The organism is Pseudarthrobacter sp. HLT1-7, assembly GCF_059383435.1.
On sequence record NZ_JBWZCH010000002.1, the window covers coordinates 171597 to 195230 of the forward strand.

16 protein-coding genes are annotated in these 23634 nt (G+C 64.1%); 14 read left to right on the top strand and 2 right to left on the bottom strand.

The genetic code is table 11. The annotated features are described in order from the left end of the window. Nucleotides 1–26 precede the first annotated feature (26 nt). The gene (locus AC50X6_RS02975; RefSeq protein WP_326966690.1) at nucleotides 27–1226 is read right to left on the bottom strand and encodes an acetyl-CoA C-acetyltransferase; all 1200 of its coding nucleotides are present in this window, start codon (nucleotides 1224–1226) and stop codon (nucleotides 27–29) included. Nucleotides 1227–1627: 401 nt separating this feature from the next. On the opposite strand from AC50X6_RS02975, the gene rpoB reads away from it, so the two are divergent. From rpoB to AC50X6_RS03015, 8 genes are all read left to right on the top strand, one after another. Further along, the gene (gene rpoB / locus AC50X6_RS02980; RefSeq protein ID WP_326966691.1) at nucleotides 1628–5143 is read left to right on the top strand and encodes a DNA-directed RNA polymerase subunit beta; all 3516 of its coding nucleotides are present in this window, start codon (nucleotides 1628–1630) and stop codon (nucleotides 5141–5143) included. Between the two features lie 114 nt (nucleotides 5144–5257). Then, on the top strand, nucleotides 5258–9157 hold the full coding sequence (locus AC50X6_RS02985; RefSeq protein WP_494964828.1) for a DNA-directed RNA polymerase subunit beta': 3900 nt from the start codon (nucleotides 5258–5260) through the stop codon (nucleotides 9155–9157). A 515-nt stretch (nucleotides 9158–9672) separates the two neighbouring features. Then, nucleotides 9673–10047, top strand: a complete 375-nt coding sequence (rpsL, locus tag AC50X6_RS02990) for a 30S ribosomal protein S12 (protein WP_011692814.1) — start codon at nucleotides 9673–9675, stop codon at nucleotides 10045–10047. Between the two features lies 1 nt (nucleotide 10048). Next, nucleotides 10049–10519, top strand: coding sequence for a 30S ribosomal protein S7 (gene rpsG / locus AC50X6_RS02995; RefSeq protein WP_326966693.1), 471 nt, complete (start codon nucleotides 10049–10051; stop codon nucleotides 10517–10519). Between the two features lie 69 nt (nucleotides 10520–10588). Next, the gene (gene fusA, locus AC50X6_RS03000; protein ID WP_494964829.1) at nucleotides 10589–12703 is read left to right on the top strand and encodes an elongation factor G; all 2115 of its coding nucleotides are present in this window, start codon (nucleotides 10589–10591) and stop codon (nucleotides 12701–12703) included. A 243-nt stretch (nucleotides 12704–12946) separates the two neighbouring features. Then, nucleotides 12947–14137, top strand: coding sequence for an elongation factor Tu (gene tuf, locus AC50X6_RS03005; protein WP_326966695.1), 1191 nt, complete (start codon nucleotides 12947–12949; stop codon nucleotides 14135–14137). 174 nt (nucleotides 14138–14311) lie between these two features. After that, the gene (locus AC50X6_RS03010) at nucleotides 14312–18460 is read left to right on the top strand and encodes a hypothetical protein (RefSeq protein ID WP_494964830.1); all 4149 of its coding nucleotides are present in this window, start codon (nucleotides 14312–14314) and stop codon (nucleotides 18458–18460) included. A 47-nt stretch (nucleotides 18461–18507) separates the two neighbouring features. Next, nucleotides 18508–18633 carry a hypothetical protein gene (locus tag AC50X6_RS03015; RefSeq protein WP_326966697.1) on the top strand — a complete coding sequence of 42 codons (126 nt, stop codon included), beginning with the start codon at nucleotides 18508–18510 and terminating at the stop codon, nucleotides 18631–18633. 29 nt (nucleotides 18634–18662) lie between these two features. Here AC50X6_RS03015 and AC50X6_RS03020 read toward each other — a convergent pair whose 3' ends face one another. Then, nucleotides 18663–20090, bottom strand: a complete 1428-nt coding sequence (locus AC50X6_RS03020; protein ID WP_494964831.1) for a GH1 family beta-glucosidase — start codon at nucleotides 20088–20090, stop codon at nucleotides 18663–18665. A 437-nt stretch (nucleotides 20091–20527) separates the two neighbouring features. Here AC50X6_RS03020 and rpsJ point away from each other — a divergent pair, with 437 nt between their 5' ends. From rpsJ to rpsS, 6 genes are read left to right on the top strand one after another with little or no spacing between them, the layout of a single operon-like run. Next, nucleotides 20528–20836: a 30S ribosomal protein S10 gene (rpsJ, locus tag AC50X6_RS03025; protein WP_024366135.1), complete on the top strand. Its 309-nt coding sequence runs from the start codon at nucleotides 20528–20530 to the stop codon at nucleotides 20834–20836. Between the two features lie 17 nt (nucleotides 20837–20853). After that, nucleotides 20854–21504, top strand: a complete 651-nt coding sequence (gene rplC / locus AC50X6_RS03030; protein ID WP_494964832.1) for a 50S ribosomal protein L3 — start codon at nucleotides 20854–20856, stop codon at nucleotides 21502–21504. Nucleotides 21505–21508: 4 nt separating this feature from the next. Continuing rightward, nucleotides 21509–22132, top strand: a complete 624-nt coding sequence (gene rplD / locus AC50X6_RS03035) for a 50S ribosomal protein L4 (RefSeq protein ID WP_326966700.1) — start codon at nucleotides 21509–21511, stop codon at nucleotides 22130–22132. After that, nucleotides 22129–22434, top strand: coding sequence for a 50S ribosomal protein L23 (gene rplW / locus AC50X6_RS03040; protein WP_024366132.1), 306 nt, complete (start codon nucleotides 22129–22131; stop codon nucleotides 22432–22434). Before rplD ends, rplW begins: the two co-directional genes overlap by 4 nt. A gap of 29 nt (nucleotides 22435–22463) precedes the next feature. Continuing rightward, nucleotides 22464–23303: a 50S ribosomal protein L2 gene (gene rplB / locus AC50X6_RS03045; protein WP_326966701.1), complete on the top strand. Its 840-nt coding sequence runs from the start codon at nucleotides 22464–22466 to the stop codon at nucleotides 23301–23303. A gap of 12 nt (nucleotides 23304–23315) precedes the next feature. Further along, nucleotides 23316–23597 carry a 30S ribosomal protein S19 gene (gene rpsS, locus AC50X6_RS03050; protein ID WP_003803803.1) on the top strand — a complete coding sequence of 94 codons (282 nt, stop codon included), beginning with the start codon at nucleotides 23316–23318 and terminating at the stop codon, nucleotides 23595–23597. Nucleotides 23598–23634: the final 37 nt, after the last annotated feature.

Sequence of the window (23634 nt, forward strand, 5' to 3'; positions counted from 1 at the left end):
CTTGTTGGCCGGGGGAGCCGTGCGGATCAGTCGCGGAACAGCAGCAGGGCTTCGCCCTGACCGCCGCCGCCGCACAGGGACACGGCCGCCTTGCCCGTGCCGCGCCGCTTCAGCTCGTGCGCGGCGTGCAGGGCCAGGCGGGCACCGGACGCGCCGATCGGGTGGCCCAGGGCGATCGCGCCGCCGTGGATGTTGCATTTCTCCAGCGGGTAGTCGAGGTCCTTGAGGGACTGGACGGCGACGGAGCCGAACGCCTCGTTGATTTCGATGAAGTCCAGGTCGGCAGCGGACCAGCCCGCCTTGCCCAGCGCGCTCGTGATCGCGTTCGAAGGCTGGGAGTGCAGTGAGTTGTCCGGCCCGGCAACCTGCCCGGGCTTGCCGACGACCGCCAGGTATTCCAGGCCGTTGTCTTCGGCGAACTTCCGCGAGGACAGCACGAGGGCGGAGGCGCCGTCGGACAACGGAGAGGAGTTGCCGGCGGTGATGGTGCCGTCCGTGACGAACGCGGCCCGCAGGCCCGCGAGGGACTCCACCGTGGTGTCGGGCCGGAGGCCCTCGTCCTTGGCCACAACCACCGGCTCCCCCCTGCGCTGCTTGACGCTGATGGGGGCGATCTCGCCGTCGAAGATCCCGTCCTTGGCGGCCCGGGCGGCGCGCTGGTGTGACATGGCCGCCACCTCGTCCTGCGAGGTGCGGTCGATACCGAGAGTGAAGTTCTTGGTCTCCGTGGACAGGCCCATGGACTGCCCGTCGAAGGCGTCGGTCAGACCATCGTGGGCGGCGACGTCGAGCGCCTGGATGGCACCGTAGGTCCAGCCCTGCCGGGATCCCGGCAGGATGTGCGGGGCACGGGTCATCGACTCCTGGCCGCCGGCGACGACGACGGTGGCGTCACCGCTGCGGATCATCCTGGCCGCGTCGATCACGGCGGTGAGACCGGAAAGGCAGACCTTGTTGATGGTCACGGCGGGGACATTCCAGCCGATGCCGGCGCCGATGGCGCCCTGCCGGGCGGGGTTCTGCCCGGCGCCGGCCTGCAGGACCTGGCCCATGATGACCGCGTCCACCCGCTCCGCCGGCACTCCACTGGCGGCAAGGGCCGACCGGATGGCATGGGCTCCGAGTTCGACGGCCGTGAAGCTGGCCAGCTGCCCGTTGAGGCGGCCCTGGGGGGTGCGGGCGGCGGCGAGGATCACAACATCATTGTTGTCTGCGGGGCTGGTCATGGTAGGTCTCTTCCGATCTGTAGCGAGGTAGGACAAGGCTATCGTGAGCCCCGTCACCTGGCCATTTCGGCCGTCGTCCGGCGGTCCTTCAGCGGTCCTTCAGTGAAAGACCGGGGCCGCGCCCGGTGCTTGCAATCGCGCCGGAAGTGGGGTAGACAAGTAGGTTGCTTTACCGTATTGTAGATATTTGCGTCTTCCCTGTTTACCTTCAGCCTTCATATAGCGGTGGGCTTAGCCTGGCAGCTGCGCCATTGATGTGCCGTCTATACGCGCACCACCATGGCCAGTGCCGGGTTCCGGGTCATATAGCGGAACCGGACTGGTAGCACTGCGGAGTCACTCCGCAGGGTACATAGCGGGGAAGATCTGAAAACGCCTGAAGGTCTGTGGAAGGATCCCTCTTGGTCGCCTCGAGCACCTCTAATGTAAACAACGCTACCGCTATCAATGCCGACAGCACCGACGGTGCAACCCGCCGGCTCTCATTCGCAAAGATTCACGAACCTCTTGATGTTCCGAATCTGCTTGCCCTGCAAACGGACAGCTTTGACTGGCTGGTCGGAAACGAACGCTGGCAGGCACGCGTGGCGAAGGCCACCGAAGAAGGCGACCTCAGCGTCGCCACCTCCTCGGGTCTGTCTGACATCTTCGAAGAGATCTCCCCGATCGAGGATTTCCAGGGCACCATGTCCCTGAGCTTCTCCGAGCCGGAGTTCGCTGATCCGAAGTACACCATGGCCGAGTGCAAGGACCGGGACGCCACGTACTCGGCTCCGCTGTACGTCAAGGCCGAGTTCATGAACAACAACACGGGCGAAATCAAGCAGCAGACCGTGTTCATGGGTGACTTCCCGCTGATGACCGAAAAGGGTACCTTCGTCGTCAACGGCACCGAGCGTGTTGTTGTCTCCCAGCTGGTCCGTTCCCCGGGCGCCTACTTTGAGCGCACCGCGGACAAGACCAGCGACAAGGACATCTTCACCGCGAAGATCATCCCGTCCCGCGGCGCCTGGTTCGAACTCGAAATCGACAAGCGCGACCAAGTCGGCGTTCGCCTCGACCGCAAGCGCAAGCAGTCCGTCACGGTACTGCTGAAGGCCCTCGGCTGGACCGAAGGCCAGATCCTCGAAGAGTTCGGACAGTACGACTCCATGCGCGCGACGCTGGAGAAGGACGCCACCGAGACCCGTGAAGACGCGCTGCTGGACATCTACCGGAAGCTGCGACCGGGCGAGCCGCCCACGGTCGAGGCTGCCCAGTCACTGCTGGACAACCTGTACTTCAACTCAAAGCGCTACGACCTGGCGAAGGTTGGCCGTTACAAGATCAACCGCAAGCTCGGCATCGACCGTTCCCTTGGTGACAAGGAAGCGTCCGTCCTGCACGTTGAGGACATCGTTGCCATGATCAAGTTCCTCGTGGCGCTGCACGCCGGTGAGAAGACCCTCACGGGCAAGCGCGACGGCCAGGACCACGAGCTGCGCGTTGAGATCGATGACATCGACCACTTCGGCAACCGCCGCATCCGCGCCGTCGGCGAGCTCATCGAGAACCAGGTCCGCACCGGCCTGTCCCGGATGGAGCGCGTCGTCCGCGAGCGGATGACCACCCAGGACGTCGAGGCCATCACGCCGCAGACGCTGATCAACATCCGCCCCGTCGTGGCAGCCATCAAGGAGTTCTTCGGAACGTCCCAGCTGTCCCAGTTCATGGACCAGAACAACCCGCTCTCGGGTCTGACCCACAAGCGCCGCCTGTCGGCTCTTGGCCCGGGTGGTCTGTCCCGTGACCGTGCCGGCATGGAAGTCCGCGACGTGCACCCGTCGCACTACGGACGTATGTGCCCCATCGAAACCCCTGAAGGCCCGAACATTGGCCTGATCGGTTCGCTGGCTTCCTACGGACGCATCAACCCGTTCGGTTTCATCGAGACTCCTTACCGTCTCGTGTCCGAGGGCGTTGTGTCCGATGAGGTGGAGTACCTCACGGCCGACGACGAAGCCGAGGTCCTGATTGCCCAGGCCAACGCGCCGCTGGATGCGAACAAGAAGTTCGCCGAAGAGACCGTCCTGGTCCGCGCCCGTGGTGGTGGAGGCGAGCCTGTGCTGGTTCCCGCCGCCGAGGTCGAGTTCATGGACGTCTCCCCGCGCCAGATGGTGTCCGTGGCTACCGCCCTGATCCCGTTCCTCGAGCATGACGATGCAAACCGCGCCCTCATGGGTGCCAACATGCAGCGCCAGGCCGTGCCGCTGGTCCGTTCCGAGGCACCGTTCGTCGGTACCGGCATGGAGCGCGCCGCCGCCGTCGACGCCGGTGACGTCACCATCGCGAAGAAGGCAGGTGTGGTTACCGAGGTCTCCGCCGAGCTGGTCATCATGCTCAACGACGACGGTACGGAAACCAACTACCGGATCAACAAGTTCGCCCGCTCCAACCAGGGCAACTGCTACAACAACCGTGTCCTGGTGAACGAAGGCCAGCGCCTTGAGGTCGGCGGCATCATCGCCGACGGCCCGGCAACGGACCAGGGCGAACTGGCCCTCGGAAAGAACCTGCTGGTGGCATTCATGTCATGGGAAGGCCACAACTTCGAGGATGCCATCATCCTGTCCCAGCGCATCGTGGCCGAGGACGTCCTGTCCTCCATCCACATCGAGGAGCACGAGATCGATGCCCGCGACACCAAGCTTGGTGCCGAGGAAATCACCCGTGACATCCCCAACGTGTCCGAGGAAGTCCTGGCGGGCTTGGACGAGCGCGGCATCATCCACATCGGTGCCGAGGTTGAAGCCGGCGACATTCTGGTCGGAAAGGTCACGCCGAAAGGCGAGACCGAGTTGACCCCGGAAGAGCGCCTGCTGCGCGCCATCTTCGGTGAAAAGTCCCGCGAAGTGCGCGACACCTCCCTGAAGGTTCCGCACGGCGAGTCCGGAACCGTGATCGGTGTCCGCGTCTTCGACCGCGACAACGACGACGAGCTGCCCCCGGGCGTCAACCAGCTGGTCCGCGTCTACGTGGCTGCCAAGCGTAAGATCACCGACGGCGACAAGCTCGCCGGCCGGCACGGCAACAAGGGCGTTATCTCCAAGATCCTTCCGATCGAGGACATGCCCTTCCTTGCCGACGGTACCCCCGTTGATATCGTCCTGAACCCGCTGGGTGTTCCGGGCCGGATGAACGTCGGTCAGGTGCTGGAAACGCACCTCGGCTGGGTTGCCAAGACCGGCTGGAAGATTGAAGGCGAGCCCGAGTGGGTCAAGCAGCTGCCGAACCTGCCGCGCGAGAGTGGCTCCACCACTGTTGCAACGCCGGTCTTCGACGGCGCGCGTGAAGAGGAAATCACTGGTCTCCTCGACTCCACCAACGTCACCCGCGACGGCGTCCGCCTGATCAACTCTTCAGGCAAGACCCGGCTCTTTGACGGCCGCTCCGGCGAGCCGTTCCCGGATCCGATCTCGGTCGGCTATATGTACATCCTGAAGCTCCACCACCTGGTGGACGACAAGATCCACGCGCGCTCCACCGGCCCGTACTCCATGATCACGCAGCAGCCGCTGGGTGGTAAGGCACAGTTCGGTGGCCAGCGCTTCGGTGAAATGGAAGTGTGGGCGCTCGAAGCCTATGGCGCCGCCTACACGCTCCAGGAACTCCTCACGATCAAGTCCGATGATATCCACGGTCGTGTGAAGGTCTACGAAGCCATCGTCAAGGGCGAGAACATCCCGGAGCCGGGCGTTCCTGAGTCCTTCAAGGTCTTGATCAAGGAAATGCAGTCGCTGTGCCTGAACGTGGAAGTGCTTTCCACGGACGGGACCACAATTGAAATGCGTGACTCTGATGACGCAGTCTTCACGGCTGCGGAAGAACTGGGCATCGATCTGTCTCGTGCAGAGCCCAGTTCCGTAGAAGAGGTCTAGCAGGGGCGCCGAGAAAAGCAGTCGGACCATCCGCGCTGACTTTTCTCGGGGCTCCTCCCTCTTCCCGTAACCCAAGACCTCAGAATTTAGCGAACAAGAGAGAACAGGGACCATATGTCCAGCGAATCCTCCTTCGGCCTCATGCAGATCGGCCTCGCCACCGCGGAAGACATCCGTGGCTGGTCTTACGGCGAGGTTAAGAAGCCGGAAACCATCAACTACCGCACGCTCAAGCCTGAGAAGGACGGCCTCTTCTGCGAGAAGATCTTCGGCCCGTCCCGCGACTGGGAGTGCTACTGCGGTAAGTACAAGCGCGTGCGCTTCAAGGGCATCATCTGCGAGCGGTGTGGCGTTGAGGTCACCCGTGCGAAGGTGCGCCGTGAGCGCATGGGCCACATCGAGCTGGCCGCCCCGGTCACGCACATCTGGTACTTCAAGGGTGTTCCGTCCCGCCTGGGCTACCTCCTTGACCTGGCGCCGAAGGACCTCGAAAAGGTCATCTACTTCGCCGCTTACATGATCACGAGCGTCGACGCCGACAGCCGCCACGAGGAACTGCCCAACCTCCAGGTTGAGCACGACATCGAGAAGAAGCAGCTGATCGACAACCGCGACTCGGACATTGCCACGATCGCCCGCGACCTCGAGAACGAGATTGCCCGTCTCGAAGGCGAAGGCGCCAAGGCTGCCGACAAGAAGAAGGCCCGCGACTCCGCTGACCGCCAGATGGCCAACGTCCGCAAGCGCGCGGATGCTGAAATCGAGCGCCTCGAGCAGGTCTGGGACCGCTTCAAGAACCTGAAGGTCGCTGACCTCGAAGGCGACGAAGGCCTGTACCGCGAACTGCGCGACCGCTACGGCATGTACTTCGAAGGCTCCATGGGTGCGGAGGCCATCAAGAAGCGTCTTGAGAACTTTGACATGCAGGCCGAGTCGGACATGCTCCGCGACATCATCGCCAACGGCAAGGGCCAGCGCAAGACCCGCGCCCTTAAGCGGCTCAAGGTTGTCAATGCCTTCCTGACCACCAACAACAGCCCGCTCGGCATGGTGCTGGACGCCGTCCCGGTGATCCCGCCGGAACTGCGCCCGATGGTCCAGCTGGACGGTGGCCGCTTCGCGACCTCCGACCTCAACGACCTCTACCGTCGTGTGATCAACCGCAACAACCGCCTCAAGCGCCTGCTTGATCTCGGTGCCCCGGAGATCATCGTCAACAACGAGAAGCGCATGCTTCAGGAAGCCGTTGACAGCCTCTTCGACAACGGCCGCCGCGGCCGTCCGGTCACCGGACCGGGCAACCGTCCGCTGAAGTCCCTGAGCGACATGCTCAAGGGCAAGCAGGGCCGTTTCCGCCAGAACCTCCTGGGTAAGCGCGTTGACTACTCCGGCCGTTCCGTCATCGTCGTGGGCCCGCAGTTGAAGCTGCACCAGTGCGGTCTGCCGAAGCAGATGGCCCTGGAGCTCTTCAAGCCGTTCGTGATGAAGCGCCTGGTTGACCTCAACCACGCCCAGAACATCAAGTCGGCGAAGCGGATGGTGGAGCGCTACCGCCCGCAGGTCTGGGATGTCCTCGAAGAGATCATCACCGAGCACCCCGTGCTGCTGAACCGTGCACCCACCCTGCACCGTCTCGGCATCCAGGCGTTCGAACCGCAGCTTGTTGAAGGTAAGGCAATCCAGCTTCACCCGCTGGTTTGTGGCGCTTTCAACGCAGACTTCGACGGCGACCAGATGGCAGTGCACCTGCCGCTGAGCCCCGAAGCCCAGGCTGAAGCCCGCATCCTGATGCTGTCCTCGAACAACATCCTGAAGCCCTCCGACGGCCGCCCGGTGACGCTGCCTTCGCAGGATATGATCATCGGCCTGTACCACCTGACCACCAAGCGTGTCGGTTCAGCTGGCGAGGGCCGGATCTTCTCCTCTGTGTCGGAAGCCATCATGGCGTTCGACCTGCACGAACTGCACCTGAACTCCCAGGTCAAGATCCGGCTTGAGGGCTTTGTCCCCTACGCCGGCTGGGAAGCTCCGGAAGGCTATGAGCAGGGTCAGACCGTCCTGGTCCAGACCTCGCTGGGACAGGTCCTCTTCAACGAGACCCTGCCCGCCGATTACCCGTGGGTGGAGAACGTTGCGGACAAGGGCGAACTGTCCACGATCGTCAACGACCTCGCCGAGCGCTACCCGAAGGTGGTCACGGCGGCAACGCTGGACAACCTGAAGGATGCCGGTTTCTACTGGGCCACCCGGTCCGGCGTCACCGTGGCCATCTCCGACATCGAGGTGCCGAAGGACAAGCCGCGGATCCTCGCCGGTTACGAGACCATGGCCGCCAAGATCCAGGGCCAGTACGACAAGGGCCTGATCGACGACGACGAGCGTCGCCAGGAACTGATCGAGATCTGGAACAAGGCAACGAACGAAATCGCCCAGGCGATGCGTGACAACCTGTCGCCGATGAACACCATCAACCGCATGGTGTCCTCCGGTGCCCGTGGTAACTGGATGCAGGTCCGTCAGATCGCGGGTATCCGTGGCCTGGTGGCCAACCCCAAGGGTGAGATCATCCCGCGTCCCATCAAGTCCTCCTACCGCGAGGGCCTGTCGGTGCTGGAATACTTCATCGCCACGCACGGTGCCCGTAAGGGTCTGGCTGACACCGCGCTGCGTACCGCCAACTCGGGTTACCTGACCCGTCGTCTGGTGGACGTGTCGCAGGACGTCATTGTCCGTGAGGAGGACTGCGGCACCGAGCGCGGCCTCATGACGGCCATCGCGGTGGCTGACGCCAACGGCGAGCTGGTCCTCGACGAGAACGTCGAGAACAGCGCGTACGCCCGGACCCTGGCCGTGGACGTCGTGGACTCCAAGGGCAAGGTCCTGGCCGAAGCCGGCACCGACTGCGGCGACGTGGTCATTGCCGAACTGTTCGCAGCCGGCATCACCGAGGTCAAGGTCCGCTCCGTACTCACCTGTGAGTCCGGCGTCGGCACCTGCGCCCTGTGCTACGGCCGTTCGCTGGCCACGGGTAAGACGGTGGACATCGGTGAGGCAGTGGGCATCATCGCCGCACAGTCCATCGGTGAGCCGGGTACCCAGCTGACCATGCGTACGTTCCACACCGGCGGTGCTGTTTCCTCCAGCGGTGGCGACGACATCACCCAGGGTCTGCCCCGTATCCAGGAGCTCTTCGAAGCCCGTACTCCGAAGGGTGTCGCACCGATTGCTGAAGCAGCCGGCCGCATCACCATCGAAGAGTCCGAGCGCCAGATGCGCCTGGTCATCACCCCCGATGACGGATCCGAAGAGATCGCTTACCCGGTGCTGCGCCGTTCACGTCTCCTCATCGAAGACGGCGAGCACGTCAGCGTCGGCCAGAAGCTCATCAACGGTCCGGTCGACCCCAAGCAGGTTCTGCGCATCATGGGCCCCCGTGCCGCGCAGAAGTTCCTGGTGGACGAAGTCCAGGGCGTGTACCGCAGCCAGGGCATCGGTATCCACGACAAGCATGTCGAGGTTATCGTCCGCCAGATGCTGCGCCGCGTCACGGTCATCGAGTCCGGCGAATCGGATCTGCTGCCCGGCGAGCTCGCCGAGCGCAGCCGCTTCGAGGATGCCAACCGCCGTGTTGTGTCCGAGGGAAAGACGCCGGCATCCGGGCGTCCCGAGCTCATGGGCATCACCAAGGCGTCCCTGGCGACCGAGTCCTGGCTGTCCGCAGCTTCCTTCCAGGAGACCACCCGCGTCCTTACGCAGGCGGCCATGGAAGGCAAGAGCGATCCGCTGCTCGGCCTCAAGGAAAACGTCATCATCGGTAAGCTCATCCCGGCCGGCACGGGTCTCCCGCGCTACACCGAGGTCACGGTGGAGCCCACTGAAGAAGCAAAGGCCAATCTGTTCACCGGCCCCAGCGCGTTCAGTGACTTCTCCTACGATTCCCTGGGCGGCGACGGGGCTCCCGAGTTCCACGCCATCCCGCTGGATGACTACGACCTGGGAAGCGACTTCCGCTAGCGGGTAGGTCAAAGCCTGCACCATGGGATGGTCCCGCACCGCAAGGTGGGGGACCATCCCCTTTTAAACCCGTCGATTGCTCCCCACCGGCTCCCTCGCCTCGCAAGCTCGGCCAGGGAACCCTGCCGGCGTGGGCCCACCGCCCTTTTGAGTCCTCAAAACGGCGGTATCGGAGCAATCGACGGGAGGGGAGTGGGCGCCGATTAAGGGCTGGGGGCCGTCCGTGTTAGTCTTAGTTCTAATTGTTTTGTGGCAGTGGATGAGTGCGCCGGCTACAGCTGAGAAGCTGGGTCAGGACGACGTTTCCGGTTTGCAGGGTTCCTGTGCAACGTATGCCACATTTTCGCATGCCTAGGGGCACTCCAGGATGTAAATCCGTGAGTCCCGGCGTGCGGTCCGACTATTAAGGCTTCGCCACAGCTGCCCCGGAGAGAACTTCAAGGCTCGGGCGGCGGGGCGCAGCGACAAGAGAGCGGCTGCCACCGGCCGCTCCGGATAAAACGGAGAACACGAGAGTGCCTACGATTAACCAGCTGGTCCGCAAGGGCCGCACGCCTAAGGTCAAAAAGACCAAGGCTCCCGCGCTTAACGGCAGCCCGATGCGCCGCGGTGTTTGCACCCGCGTGTACACCACCACCCCGAAGAAGCCGAACTCGGCTCTCCGTAAGGTGGCACGTGTGCGCCTCAACGGCGGCGTTGAAGTCACCGCTTACATCCCCGGTGTAGGTCACAACCTCCAGGAGCACTCCATTGTGCTGGTACGTGGCGGACGTGTTAAGGACCTTCCGGGTGTCCGCTACAAGATCGTCCGTGGCGCCCTCGATACCCAGGGTGTCAAAAACCGTAAGCAGGCTCGTAGCCGCTACGGCGCAAAGATGGAGAAGAAGTAATATGCCTCGCAAGGGTCCGGCCCCTAAGCGGCCGCTAGTTCTAGATCCCGTTTACGGCTCCCCGCTGGTCACCCAGCTCATCAACAAGGTGCTGGTTGACGGCAAAAAGTCCACCGCAGAGCGCATTGTCTACGGTGCCCTTGAGGGTGCCCGTGCCAAGTCCGGCGGCGACCCCGTTGCATCCCTCAAGAAGGCCATGGAGAACGTCAAGCCTTCCCTCGAGGTCCGGTCCCGCCGCGTCGGTGGCGCCACCTACCAGGTTCCGGTTGAGGTTAAGCCGGGCCGCTCCACCGCCCTCGCCCTGCGCTGGCTGGTCGGCTACTCCAAGGCCCGCCGCGAGAAGACCATGACCGAGCGCCTCCAGAACGAGATTCTGGATGCATCCAACGGTCTCGGTGCCGCTGTGAAGCGTCGCGAAGACACCCACAAGATGGCCGAGTCCAACAAGGCCTTCGCACACTACCGCTGGTAATACTTCCCGGACGCCGCCGGCTCAACCGAGCCGGCGGCGAACGTGCAGTCCATCCGAAAGGGAGACACCGTGGCACAGGACGTGCTTACCGACCTTAGCAAGGTCCGCAACATCGGCATTATGGCCCACATCGATGCCGGCAAGACCACTACTACCGAGCGCATCCTGTTCTACACAGGCGTGAACCACAAGATCGGCGAAACGCACGACGGCGCGTCGACGACTGACTGGATGGAACAGGAAAAGGAACGCGGCATCACCATCACGTCTGCCGCCGTGACCTGCTTCTGGGAAAACAACCAGATCAACATCATCGACACCCCCGGCCACGTCGACTTCACGGTCGAGGTGGAGCGCTCCCTGCGCGTCCTCGACGGTGCAGTTGCCGTATTCGACGGCAAGGAAGGCGTGGAGCCGCAGTCTGAGACTGTCTGGCGCCAGGCCGACAAGTACAACGTTCCGCGCATCTGCTTCGTCAACAAGATGGACAAGCTCGGCGCTGACTTCTACTTCACCGTGGACACCATCATCAGCCGCCTCGGCGCCAAGCCGCTCGTTATGCAGCTTCCGATCGGCGCCGAGAACGACTTCATCGGCGTCGTGGATCTGCTCTTCATGCGTGCGCTGGTCTGGCCCGGCGACTCCAAGGGCGACGTCACCATGGGTGCCAAGTACGAGATCCAGGAGATCCCGGCTGACCTCAAGGAAAAGGCCGAGGAGTACCGCGCGACGCTCGTTGAGACCGTTGCGGAGTCCTCCGAAGAGCTGATGGAAAAGTACCTCGAAGGCGAAGAAATCTCCGTCGAGGAGCTCAAGGCCGGCATCCGCAAGATGACGATCAACTCCGAGCTCTACCCGGTCTTCTGCGGCTCCGCGTTCAAGAACCGCGGCGTTCAGCCGATGCTCGACGCCGTCGTGGACTACCTGCCGAACCCGCTCGACGTCCCGCCGATGATCGGTCACGATACCCGCGACGAAGAGAAGGAACTGACGCGCAAGCCGTCCTCCGAAGAGCCGTTCTCGGCCCTGGCGTTCAAGATTGCTACGCACCCGTTCTTCGGTCAGCTGACCTTCATCCGCGTGTACTCCGGTCACGTGGAAGCAGGCTCCCAGGTTGTCAACTCGACCAAGGGCAAAAAAGAGCGCATCGGCAAGCTGTTCCAGATGCACGCCAACAAGGAAATGCCGGTTGACGGCGCTACCGCCGGCCACATCTACGCAGCGATCGGGCTCAAGGACACCACCACGGGAGACACCCTGTGCGACCCGGCAAACCAGATCGTCCTTGAGTCCATGAGCTTCCCGGAGCCCGTGATCTCTGTTGCGATCGAGCCGAACACCAAGGGTGACCAGGAGAAGCTCTCCACCGCCATCCAGAAGCTCTCCGCTGAGGACCCCACCTTCCAGGTCTCCCTCAACGTGGACACCGGTCAGACCATCATCGCCGGCATGGGCGAGCTCCACCTGGACATCCTGGTGGACCGCATGCGCCGCGAATTCAAGGTCGAGGCGAACGTCGGCAAGCCGCAGGTTGCTTACCGCGAAACCATCAAGAAGGCTGTAGAGCGTCACGACTACACGCACAAGAAGCAGACCGGTGGTTCCGGCCAGTTCGCGAAGATCCAGATCGCGATCGCACCTTTGGACACGTCCGACGGCGAGATGTACGAGTTCGAGAACAAGGTCACCGGTGGCCGCATTCCGCGCGAATACATCCCGTCCGTCGATGCCGGTATCCAGGATGCGCTGAACGACGGCGTCCTGGCCGGCTACCCGGTTGTCGGTATCAAGGCCACGCTGATTGACGGCGCGTACCACGATGTTGACTCCTCGGAAATGGCGTTCAAGATCGCCGGCCGGATGGCTTTCAAGGAAGCCGCACGCAAGGCGAACCCCATCCTGCTCGAACCGCTGATGGATGTCGAGGTCCGTACCCCTGAGGAATACATGGGTGAAGTAATCGGTGACCTCAACTCCCGCCGTGGCCAGATGCAGTCCATGGAGGATGCCCAGGGCGTCAAGGTCATCCGTGCGCACGTCCCGCTGTCCGGCATGTTCGGCTACATCGGCGACCTGCGCTCGAAAACCCAGGGCCGCGCTGTGTACTCCATGACGTTCCACAGCTACGCCGAGGTCCCGAAGGCGTTTGCCGACGAGATCATCCAGAAGAACCGCGGCGAGTAGTCCCCAGGACTTTTCGCAGCAGCAAACTCGGTGGTGTTTCCGGTTCCGGAAATTCACCTGGTGCAGGTGGCCGGCTCCGGCCTGTCCGGCCGGCCATCTGCACCGACAGGCTCGAGGGACTAGTGTTAGTTCCTGAATCTGCAATTTCATCAATCCAAAGCCCCCCAAGTAGACTTACTGAAGTTTCGCCGCGACAAGCGCGGTCGAAGGGTAAGTCATTTGAAAACGTTCTAGGAGGAACCTGTGGCAAAGGCAAAGTTCGAGCGGACTAAGCCGCACGTCAACATCGGCACCATTGGTCACGTTGACCACGGTAAGACGACGTTGACGGCCGCGATTTCCAAGGTGCTGTACGACAAGTACCCGACACTCAACGAGCAGCGCGACTTCGCGTCCATTGACTCTGCTCCCGAAGAGCGTCAGCGCGGCATTACCATCAACATCTCCCACGTTGAGTACCAGACCGAGAAGCGCCACTACGCACACGTAGACGCTCCGGGTCACGCTGACTACATCAAGAACATGATCACCGGTGCTGCCCAGATGGACGGTGCAATCCTCGTGGTTGCCGCCACTGACGGCCCGATGGCTCAGACCCGCGAGCACGTTCTGCTGGCCCGCCAGGTTGGCGTTCCCTACCTGCTGGTGGCGCTGAACAAGTCGGACATGGTCGATGACGAAGAGCTCCTCGACCTCGTCGAAATGGAAGTTCGCGAGCTGCTTTCGGCTCAGGGCTTCGATGGCGATGAGGCTCCGGTTGTTCGTGTTTCCGGTCTGAAGGCTCTCGAAGGCGACCCGGTTTGGGTCAAGTCCGTCGAGGACCTCATGGAAGCCGTGGACAACTCCGTTCCGGACCCGGTGCGTGACCGTGACAAGCCGTTCCTGATGCCGATCGAAGATGTTTTCACGATCACCGGCCGTGGCACCGTTGTAACGGGCCGCGCCGAGCGTGGAACCCTCGCTATCAACTCCGAGGTCGAGATCGTCGGCATCCGCCCGATCCAGAAGACCACGGTTACCGGTATCGAGATGTTCCACAAGCAGCTCGACGAAGCATGGGCCGGCGAGAACTGTGGCCTCCTGCTCCGCGGTCTGAAGCGCGATGACGTAGAGCGTGGCCAGGTTGTCGTCAAGCCGGGGTCCATCACCCCGCACACCGACTTCGAGGCCAACGTCTACATCCTCTCCAAGGACGAAGGCGGGCGTCACAACCCGTTCTACTCCAACTACCGCCCGCAGTTCTACTTCCGCACCACGGACGTAACCGGCGTTATCACCCTGCCGGAAGGCACGGAAATGGTTATGCCCGGCGACAACACTGAGATGACCGTTGCGCTCATCCAGCCCATCGCCATGGAAGAGGGCCTCGGCTTCGCTATCCGCGAAGGCGGCCGCACCGTTGGTTCGGGACGCGTCACCAAGATCGTCAAGTAATACTTGAAGATCTTTGTTTAGATCTCTGACCGGTTCGGCCGTCTGACGGCCGCCGTGACGTCTGGAACAGCCCCGCTGCACTCGCAGCGGGGCTGTTCTTTGATATGATTTCTCTATTCATTGGATTTATGGGCTGAGCGGAGCAGGACAGCCTTCGTAGAGAAGGATTTTCTTATGTCGACGGCTGTCCAAACTCTGCTGATTCTATTGCTGCTCGCGGGGGCTCTGCTGTTGGGGATCCGTTGGGGGAGGGACAGGGAACGCCGAAGGGCCGCCGACGTCGGGAATGCAGCGTTCGCCGCCGGTTTCCGTGCGGGGCATCTCCGGGGCTGGCACGATGCGTGCGCCGCCGCGGAACAGCGGCCAATTCCTGTTGCCGCCGTGGCGCCGGCCCCCGTGGAGCCGCCGGTTGCCTCGGCGCCCCCGCGGCGGCAGCAGCCGCCGGTACCGTGGTTCCCGCCGGGGCAGGCGGCGCCGCAGCGACAGCAGCCGGCCCCGCGCCCGGCCCCGGGGCCGGCTCGGCTTCCGCAGGCCGCGTGGCCGGTGCGGACGCCACAAGCTCCGCCACAAGCTCCGCCGCCCGAGTCGGCCGGGGAGCGCGCCGCCCGGAAGGAACGGCGGGACCGTCAGAACATCAACATCACGCTCTACATTGCCAGTCTGCTGCTGGTGGCCGCAGGTGCCCTGTTTCTGGGAACGTCGCTGCCGGAAGTCCTTCGCTTCGCCGGAGTCTGCGCCATCACGGCCCTGTTCTACGGTTCGGGCCTGGTGCTTCATGCCCGGGTCCCGCGGCTTAGGCCCGCGGCCGTGGCGTTCGCGGGAACGGGGCTGGCGCTCGTTCCAGTGGCCGGCCTGGCCATGTACAACTTTGTCCTCCACGACGGCCCCGCCGCCTGGCTGGTGACATCCTTTGTAGGAACAGTGGCCTACATCGCCGCGGCCGTGCGGATGGACAGCCGGATCCTCGTCTTCCTGTCCCTCACCTTCCTGGTCTCCACCACCTACTCCGGTATCGCGGTCCTGGGCGGCGCGCTGGTCTGGTATTTCGCGGCCATGATCGGCCTTGCCGCAGTCCTGACGCTGCTTGCCCAGCTGCGGCCCCGCTGGCTGCCGCCCGTCTACCTCAAGCCGCTGATGGATCTCCACCCCTTCGTGGTCCCTGCCGTAGCGCTGGCCGTGACCTTTGTGCCGCAGTTGCTGGGCGAGGGCGAGTACGCCTTCATCATGTTCCTCTGTGGGGCCTTCTTTGCCCTGATGACGGCTGTGCCGCAGGGCCGGTTCCGTGTCGCCCAGTACTACGGTGCGCGGCTGAGCCTGACGATCGCGGCCGCCGTCGGCGTGTGGGCCGTGAGCGGTAGCCTGCCCGGGCCACTGCTGGTAGCGCTCATGCTGGCGGCCCTGCAAGCGGCGCTGCTCGCCTCCGGCTTGAACCTCCTTCCTGACGTGCTGCTGGGATCTGCCGGCCGCCGGCGGGCGGACGCCCTCGGCACCTACGGGCTGCAACTGTTGCTGACCCTGCTCTGGTCAGCGGCGACCCTCTTCGACGCCGCCGGGAGCCCGGCCGCCGACGTCCCCCTGTGGGGGCCACTCCTGCTGGCGCTACTCACCGGAATGATCATCGCGCTGCGGTTGGGCGGTGCGGCGGAGTGGGCTCCGGTTCCGGCCCTGATGCTTGCCGGGACCTTCGGTGACAGTGACAGGGCCGCGGTCTGGGCGCCGTCCGGCTTCCTCGTCCTGGCCGTGCTGTTCTGGTCCCTGCGCTCCCGGCCCGCGGCGGAACCCCTGCGCCGGCACTTCGTCCTTGCCGCCCGGATCGTCGCCACGGCGGCCGTCCCCACAATCGCCGCCGCTACGATCGGGGACGGCCCCGACGAGGCCGCGGCGATCGTGTTCGCCCTCTCGCTGGCACTGATGGCTCAACAGCTCGGCACAGCAGCTCTTCTTCGGGCGGGCGTGGCGACGTTTGCCCCGAACGCCAGCCTCTTCGGCTTCTCCGCGGCAGCCGTCCCGGCCCTGGCCGTCCTGGCGCTGACAGACCCCTCGGACGGGAGGACCCTCACCGGAGCTGCCGTCGTACTGCAGCTTCTGGCGTCGTTTGGCGCCGGCTGGGCACTCAACCGCCGTTCCGATGCCGCGGCGCCCTGGCGTCCCGCCGTCGCAGAACTGCTGCCTGTGGGAATGGCGCTGGCGCTGGCCGGCATGGCGTTTACCGCCGTATCCCTGGGGTGTGGAAACCTCGCCCTCGTCCTGACCGTGCTCTATCTGGCCGCGACCGGGCAGCGACGCCGGGCGATTCAGCAACGATGGGGCTACTGGTGGCTGGGACGGGCAGCCGGCACCGTCCTGCTGCTAACAGCTTTCCACCAGCTCAGCCGGGCAAGCGGACCGCTGCTGCTCGGCGGCGAGGAAATCGCTCTGACTACGGTCGCCGTGTTTGCGCTGGGGCTGCAGCTCGCCCTCCCGCTCCTGGCGGAGGTCCGCGGCAGGGCTCCCCGCGGCGTCCTCGCCGACGCCGCTGCGGTGCTGGCGCTGGAGGTCCTCACACTGCTGGTGTTGCTGGCCGACGGTTTCCGTGGCCCGGACGCCGGGGGATGGCAGCTCACCGCGGCGGTAGTCATCATCGCCGTCGGCGCGGCGGCCTCGGGCTTTGTGATGCGGGCGCGTGCCGGCGCGGTGGCCTTCGCGCCCGCCGCTTTGGCCGTGCTGCTCCTGGCCCGCGCGGGAACGGCTCTCGACGTGGAGCTGGTGCTCGGCATCATGGCCGTCTTCAGCGCCGTTATGGTGGTCTCCGCCGTCGGCCGCACGGCGAAGGGCGCGTACTTCGCGGCCGCACGGGTGCTGGCCCTTGCGCTGGCACTTGTGCTCAGCTACGACGCCACAGCGTCGGTGACTGCGGTGTCGGTGACTTTTGCGCTGGTGCTTGCCGCACAGCACGTGGTCCGCTGGCTGATGCGGCACCGCCTTGAGGAGGTCCCCTTCCAGCAGGCCGCGGTCTGGATCACCCTGGCCGGCCAGGCGGTCCTTCCCGTCAGCTACCTGACGGCCCAGGCGGACGACGGCGGCCGCTGGGTCGTCCTGCTGCAGCTTGCCCTGCTGCTGGTCTCCGCCGCGGTGGCGAGCCGGCTGTTCGCAGCCCGCGGGGCGGCCTACCTGACCGTCCCCGCGGCGGTATTCGGCCTAGTGGTACTGGGGCCGGTGCCGGACTTCGAGGGCACCTCGTCGGCGGAAGCGTTCCTCGCCGGGCCGCTGCTGAGCCATAACGGCGTGGTCCTGGGCCTGCTGGGGCTCTCCATCGCCGCGGTGGCGGCCGGACTCCTGAGCCGGGGCAGGGCCCGGACGGACGGGGAGCGCTGGCTCTGGCTGGCAGCGGCGGGTGGCTTCGTCATTTCGGCCGTGGCACTGGCGCCGTTTGCTTCCGGCTGGCTGACGGGGGCTTCCTTGTTGGTGCTGGCAGCCGTCTGCTTCACGGCCTCGCACCTGGAACGGTGGCCCATGCTCTACCTTCCGGCCGCAGTTGCGGTGCTTGCCGGGGCAACGCTGGTAGTGTCCGGACTAACGGACGCCGTGCCGGGCCCTTGGGGCGGCTTCCTGCCGTGGCTGGCAGGCTGTGGACCGGCCGCCGCCGCACTCTACGCGGCCCGGTTGCTGGGCCGCGACCCGCTGGCCACTGACCGCGTCCGTCGCTGGTCGCTGGCGGGGGCGGCCAGCCTCGGCCTGGCCTTGGCCGCTGCCGCCGGACTGCGGCTCGACGCAACTTCCTGGACAGGGGCTGTTCTGGTGGCAGCCACCGCCGCGGTGGTCAGCGTCGAGGTGCCCGCGAAGGACCGGAGGCTGAGTGCCGAACTGGGGCTTTTTGCGACGACGGCGGCGTTCCAGCGCGCCGTGCTCTTAACCGGTCCCGGTGGGCCCGATCCCTTCTGGGCGCTGCAGTGGTATGTGATCCTCGCCGCGGCGCTCGGGGTGCTGCGGATGTTTTCCGGGGACCGGACGGCGGGCCGTATTCTGATCTCAGTTGCCGCCGGGCTGCTCTCATTGGGCGGCCTGGGGATTATTTTCGGTGGCGACGCCGGGCAACAGCTCTGGACGCTGGCGCTTCTCGCGGGGCTCCTGGTCGCCGGTCTGGCCTACAGTGAAAGGCTGTTGGTCTGGTGGGGCGCCGCGGGCGTGGCACTGTGCATCATGTGGGCCATGCGCCAGTATACCTTTGCACTGCTGGCACTCATCGCCGCGGCCCTGATCGCCGTCGCGGTCTGGCGGCTCAACCGCGACAAGCCGGCGGCCGCCGAGCCAGCCGTGGAGCGCCAGCCTGCCGACCATTTTTAGCGGGCAGCGGGCACTGATATCGTTGCTCCCAACGAAGGGAGCTCACCGTGGGCTGGATCATTTTCCTGTTGGTGGCCGTTGCCGTTGTCGCGGCCGTCTTTTGGGCCAAGAAGCATTTCCGCCACGAGATTGACCGCGCCAAGCGTATCAACCGGGCCAATAAGGAGCAGTAGCACCCGGCGACCGGGAGGGCCCAGCCCGCTCAGCCTTTCCTGGCCCGGCTGAGTGCCTGGTACCAGTAGTAGGAATCCTTGGGGGTGCGCTCCTGGGTGTCGAAGTCCACATGGACCAGTCCGAAGCGCTGCGAATATCCCGCCGCCCACTCGAAGTTGTCCATCAGGGTCCAGACGTAGTAGCCCAGCAGTTCCACGTCCTCGGCGATGCCGCCGGGGCCGGTGGCGTCAAGTGCATGGTTGAGGTGGGCCGCAATGTAGCTGATCCGGTCCGCATCCGCTATCGGCCCGTCGACGTGATCGGGTTCGGGGAAGCTGGCGCCGCTTTCGGTGATGTACAGCGGGGGGAGCTGCCCGCCATAGCGGTCCTTCAGTTCGCGGAGCAACGGTCCCAGGTGATCCGGTGCCACCGGCCAGCCGAAACCCGTGGTCGCGTATTCCGGGAAGGCCGCGAGATGGAACGGCATCTTGAGCATGGCGTCCGCAGCGCCGGCCGGACTCTCGCCGGGGCCGCGTCCGGTGGCAACCTTGACCGGGTAGTAGTAGTTCAACCCGTAGAAATCCAGCGGCTGGTGGATGGTCCGCAGATCCGCATCGGAGATCTTGCCCATCGACCGGAACCACGGCCTGGCAATCAGCGGCACCTTCGGGTACCGGCCCAGGAGGATCGGGTCCGCGTAGACCCGGTTCAGGACCAGATCGAAGATGTTTGCGAGGAAGCGGTCCGTCACCGAGCGGGAAGCGGGCCGGACCGGGGAGTGCAGATTGGTGACGCCCACGGCGCCGGTGACTCCCTCAGCACGCAGCGCCTGCACAGCCAGTCCATGGCCGAGGAGCTGATGGTGGACCGAAGGCAAGGCGTCGAAGAGCAGGCCGTGTCCCGGGGCGTGGACCCCCAGTGCATAACCGTTGAGGGTCACCGAAACCGGTTCGTTGAGTGTTACCCATTGGGCAACGCGGTCGCCGAAGCGCCGGCCGGCCGCCGCACTGTACTCTGCGAAGCGCTCCGCGGTGGAGCGGTTCAGCCAGCCGCCGCGGTGCTCCAGCGGCAGGGGAGTGTCCCAGTGGTACAGGGTGGCCATGGGGGAGATGCCTGCCTCGAGCAGCTGGTCGATCAGCCGGTCGTAGAAGTCGAGACCTGCACGGTTGAACGGGCCGGTACCGTCAGGCTGGATCCGCGGCCAGGAGATGGAAAAACGGTAGGAGTCGATCCCCAGGGCGCGCATCAGTTCGACGTCTTCGGGGGCTCGGTTGTAGTGGTCGCAGGCGACGGCGGGGGAGTGGCCATCCTGGATGCTGCCTGGTTTCTCGGCAAAGGCATCCCAGCCGGAGGGCCCGCGGCCACCGGCCGAGAGGGCGCCCTCTATCTGGAAGGCAGCCGAGGCAACTCCCAGCTGGAACTCCGGGTCCAGGCGCGCGGCGAGGGCCTGAACAGCTGCAGAATCCTGCACAGTCATGTCCCCATCATCCATTCGAAGGTTGCTGGGGGCAATGAGCGGACGGCTGCCGCCGTCGTCGGGAACCTGCCGCCGCAGGCACCCCCCCTTAGTCTGGCGCTGATTCGCTTCTGTCCGTATATTCCGGCATACTAGATGAGTTGTTCAAGCGCTCCTTCGCGTCCCGATCCGGATAATGCCGGGTGTCAGGGTCCAGGTGGGAGACCAAACATAACCAACTCCCCATGGAACTGCGGACGAGTACGCGTAAAAAGCGCGACACGCCCGACCGCGGGGGTCGGTTACGCCGGCAGGTTGAGGAACCCGGAGTTTTCCGGATTCAGCTTGTGCGGCGGGTGGTAGTTACGACTTCAATTGCTTCGGCAGCCACATGCAACACGCAAGTAAACAGAGCAGCCCTCACCGGAGCAGCACTAACTGAAAGAGAGTCAGGCGACATGGCGGGACAAAAAATCCGCATCCGGCTGAAGTCATACGACCACGAGGTCATTGACTCTTCAGCACGGAAGATCGTTGAGACGGTCACGCGCGCAGGCGCCACGGTAGTTGGCCCTGTGCCGCTGCCGACGGAGAAGAACATCTACTGCGTCATCCGCTCTCCGCACAAGTACAAGGACAGCCGTGAGCACTTCGAAATGCGGACTCACAAGCGTCTGATCGACATCATCGACCCCACGCCCAAGGCTGTTGATTCGCTGATGCGTCTCGACCTGCCGGCCGACGTGAACATCGAAATCAAGCTGTAGGGAGGTGCTGAGAGACTATGACCGCAACCCGTAACGTAAAGGGCCTGCTGGGCACGAAGCTCGGCATGACCCAAGTCTGGGACGAGAACAACAAGCTCATCCCCGTCACTGTGGTCCAGGCTGACTCAAACGTCATCACGCAGCTGCGTAATGCAGCCACTGATGGCTATGTCGCCGTTCAGATCGGCTACGGCCAGATCGATCCCCGCAAGGTCACCAAGCCGCTGGCTGGTCACTTTGACAAGGCAGGCGTCACGCCTCGCCGCCACGTCGTCGAACTGCGCACTGCAGATGCTGACTCTTACGAGCTGGGCCAGGAGCTTTCTGTTGAGCTCTTCGAAGCCGGCCAGAAGATCGACGTCGTTGGCACCACCAAGGGTAAGGGCTTCGCCGGTGTTATGAAGCGTCACGGCTTCCACGGCGTTGGTGCTTCCCACGGTGCACACAAGAACCACCGTAAGCCCGGTTCAATCGGTGGCGCATCCACCCCGAGCCGCGTCTTCAAGGGCATGAAAATGGCCGGCCGCATGGGCGCCGTGCGTCACACCACGCTGAACCTCACGGTCCACGCGGTTGACGTCGAGAAGTCGCTGCTCCTCATCAAGGGCGCCGTTCCCGGCGCCCGCGGCCAGGTCGTCCTCGTACGCACCGCCGTGAAGGGAGCCTAGTTCAATGACTAGCACTGTCAAGGTTGACCTGCCTGCAGAGATCTTCGACGTACAGACCAACGTGCCGCTGCTGCACCAGGTCGTCGTTGCCCAGCTCGCTGCTGCTCGCCAGGGTACCCACAAAACCAAGACCCGCGCCGAGGTTTCCGGTGCAGGTCGCAAGCCGTTCAAGCAGAAGGGCACCGGCCGCGCCCGTCAGGGTTCAATCCGTGCTCCTCACATGACCGGTGGTGGCGTTGTCCACGGCCCCACGCCGCGTGACTACAGCCAGCGCACCCCCAAGAAGATGATTGCTGCTGCACTGCGCGGAGCTCTCTCTGACCGCGCCCGCAACAACCGCATCCACGTTATTGCTGAACTGGTGGCCGGCACCAAGCCGTCCTCCAGCGCTGCACTGGCAACTCTGCGGGGTGTCTCCGAGCGTAAGAACCTGCTCGTCGTCATCGAGCGCGCCAACGATGTTGCTGCACTCTCCGTGCGCAACCTCACGGATGTTCACGTTCTGTACGCAGACCAGCTGAACACCTACGACGTTCTCGTTTCCGATGACGTTGTCTTCACCAAGGCTGCCTACGAAGCATTCGTTGCTGACCGGGCAGTGGCAAAGAACGGGGAGGATGCCAAGTGAGTGCAGCCACCATCAAAGACCCGCGCGACGTGGTGCTTGCACCCGTCGTCTCGGAAAAGAGCTACGGCCTGATCGATGAGGGCAAGTACACCTTCCTGGTGGACCCCCGCTCGAACAAGACCGAGATCAAGCTGGCCGTGGAGAAAATCTTCTCCGTCAAGGTCGACTCGATCAACACCATCAACCGTGCCGGTAAGCGCAAGCGAACCAAATTCGGATGGGGTACCCGCAAAAACACCAAGCGTGCAATTGTGAGCCTCAAAGAAGGCACGATCGACATCTTCGGCGGTCCGCTCTCGTAGCGGAGACCACTTTAACGAGGAAATAAATTATGGGAATCCGTAAATATAAGCCGACTACCCCGGGCCGACGCGGCTCGAGCGTAGCGGACTTCACTGAAATCACGCGGTCGACGCCGGAAAAGTCGTTGGTACGTCCCCTCCCGAAAAAGGGTGGCCGTAACAACACCGGTAAGATCACGACCCGTCACAAGGGTGGTGGACACAAGCGCCAGTACCGTCTGATCGACTTCCGTCGCCACGACAAGGACGGCGTCAACGCCCGCGTTGCCGAGATTGAGTACGATCCGAACCGTACGGCTCGCATCGCACTCCTGCACTACATTGATGGAACCAAGCGTTACATCATTGCCCCGAACAAGCTGGCCCAGGGCGACACCGTAGAAGCAGGTGCCAACGCTGATATCAAGCCTGGCAACAACCTGCCGCTGCGCAACATCCCGGTGGGTACCGTTATCCACGCAGTCGAACTGCGTCCGGGCGGCGGCGCCAAGATGGGCCGCTCCGCCGGCGCATCGATCCAGCTCGTTGCCAAGGAAGGCCGTTTCGCCCAGCTGCGCCTGCCCTCCGGTGAAATCCGCAACGTTGACGTGCGCTGCCGCGCAACCGTCGGCGAGGTCGGCAACGCCGAGCAGTCGAACATCAACTGGGGTAAGGCCGGCCGTATGCGCTGGAAGGGCGTTCGTCCGACCGTCCGTGGTGTCGCCATGAACCCGGTTGACCACCCCCACGGTGGTGGCGAGGGTAAGACGTCCGGTGGACGTCACCCCGTCAACCCGAACGGTAAGCGCGAAGGCCGCACCCGCCGTCCCAACAAAGAGAGCGACAAGCTTATTGTTCGTCGCCGTCGTACTGGCAAGAACAAACGATAGGAGTCTGGACACATGCCACGCAGCCTGAAAAAAGGTCCTTTCGTTGACCAGCACCTCTTTGTGAAGGTAGCAAGGGAAAACGAAAAAGGCACCAAGAACGTCATCAAGACCTGGTCCCGCCGCTCGATGATCATCCCCGACATGCTCGGGCACACGATCGCCGTGCACGACGGACGCAAGCACATCCCGGTGTTTGTCACTGAGTCGATGGTCGGGCACAAGCTCGGCGAATTCGCTCCCACGCGGACATTCCGCGGCCATGTCAAGGACGACCGTAAGGGCAAGCGCCGCTAGGCGCCTGCACTTACGTCAAAGACGAGAGAAGGAAAGC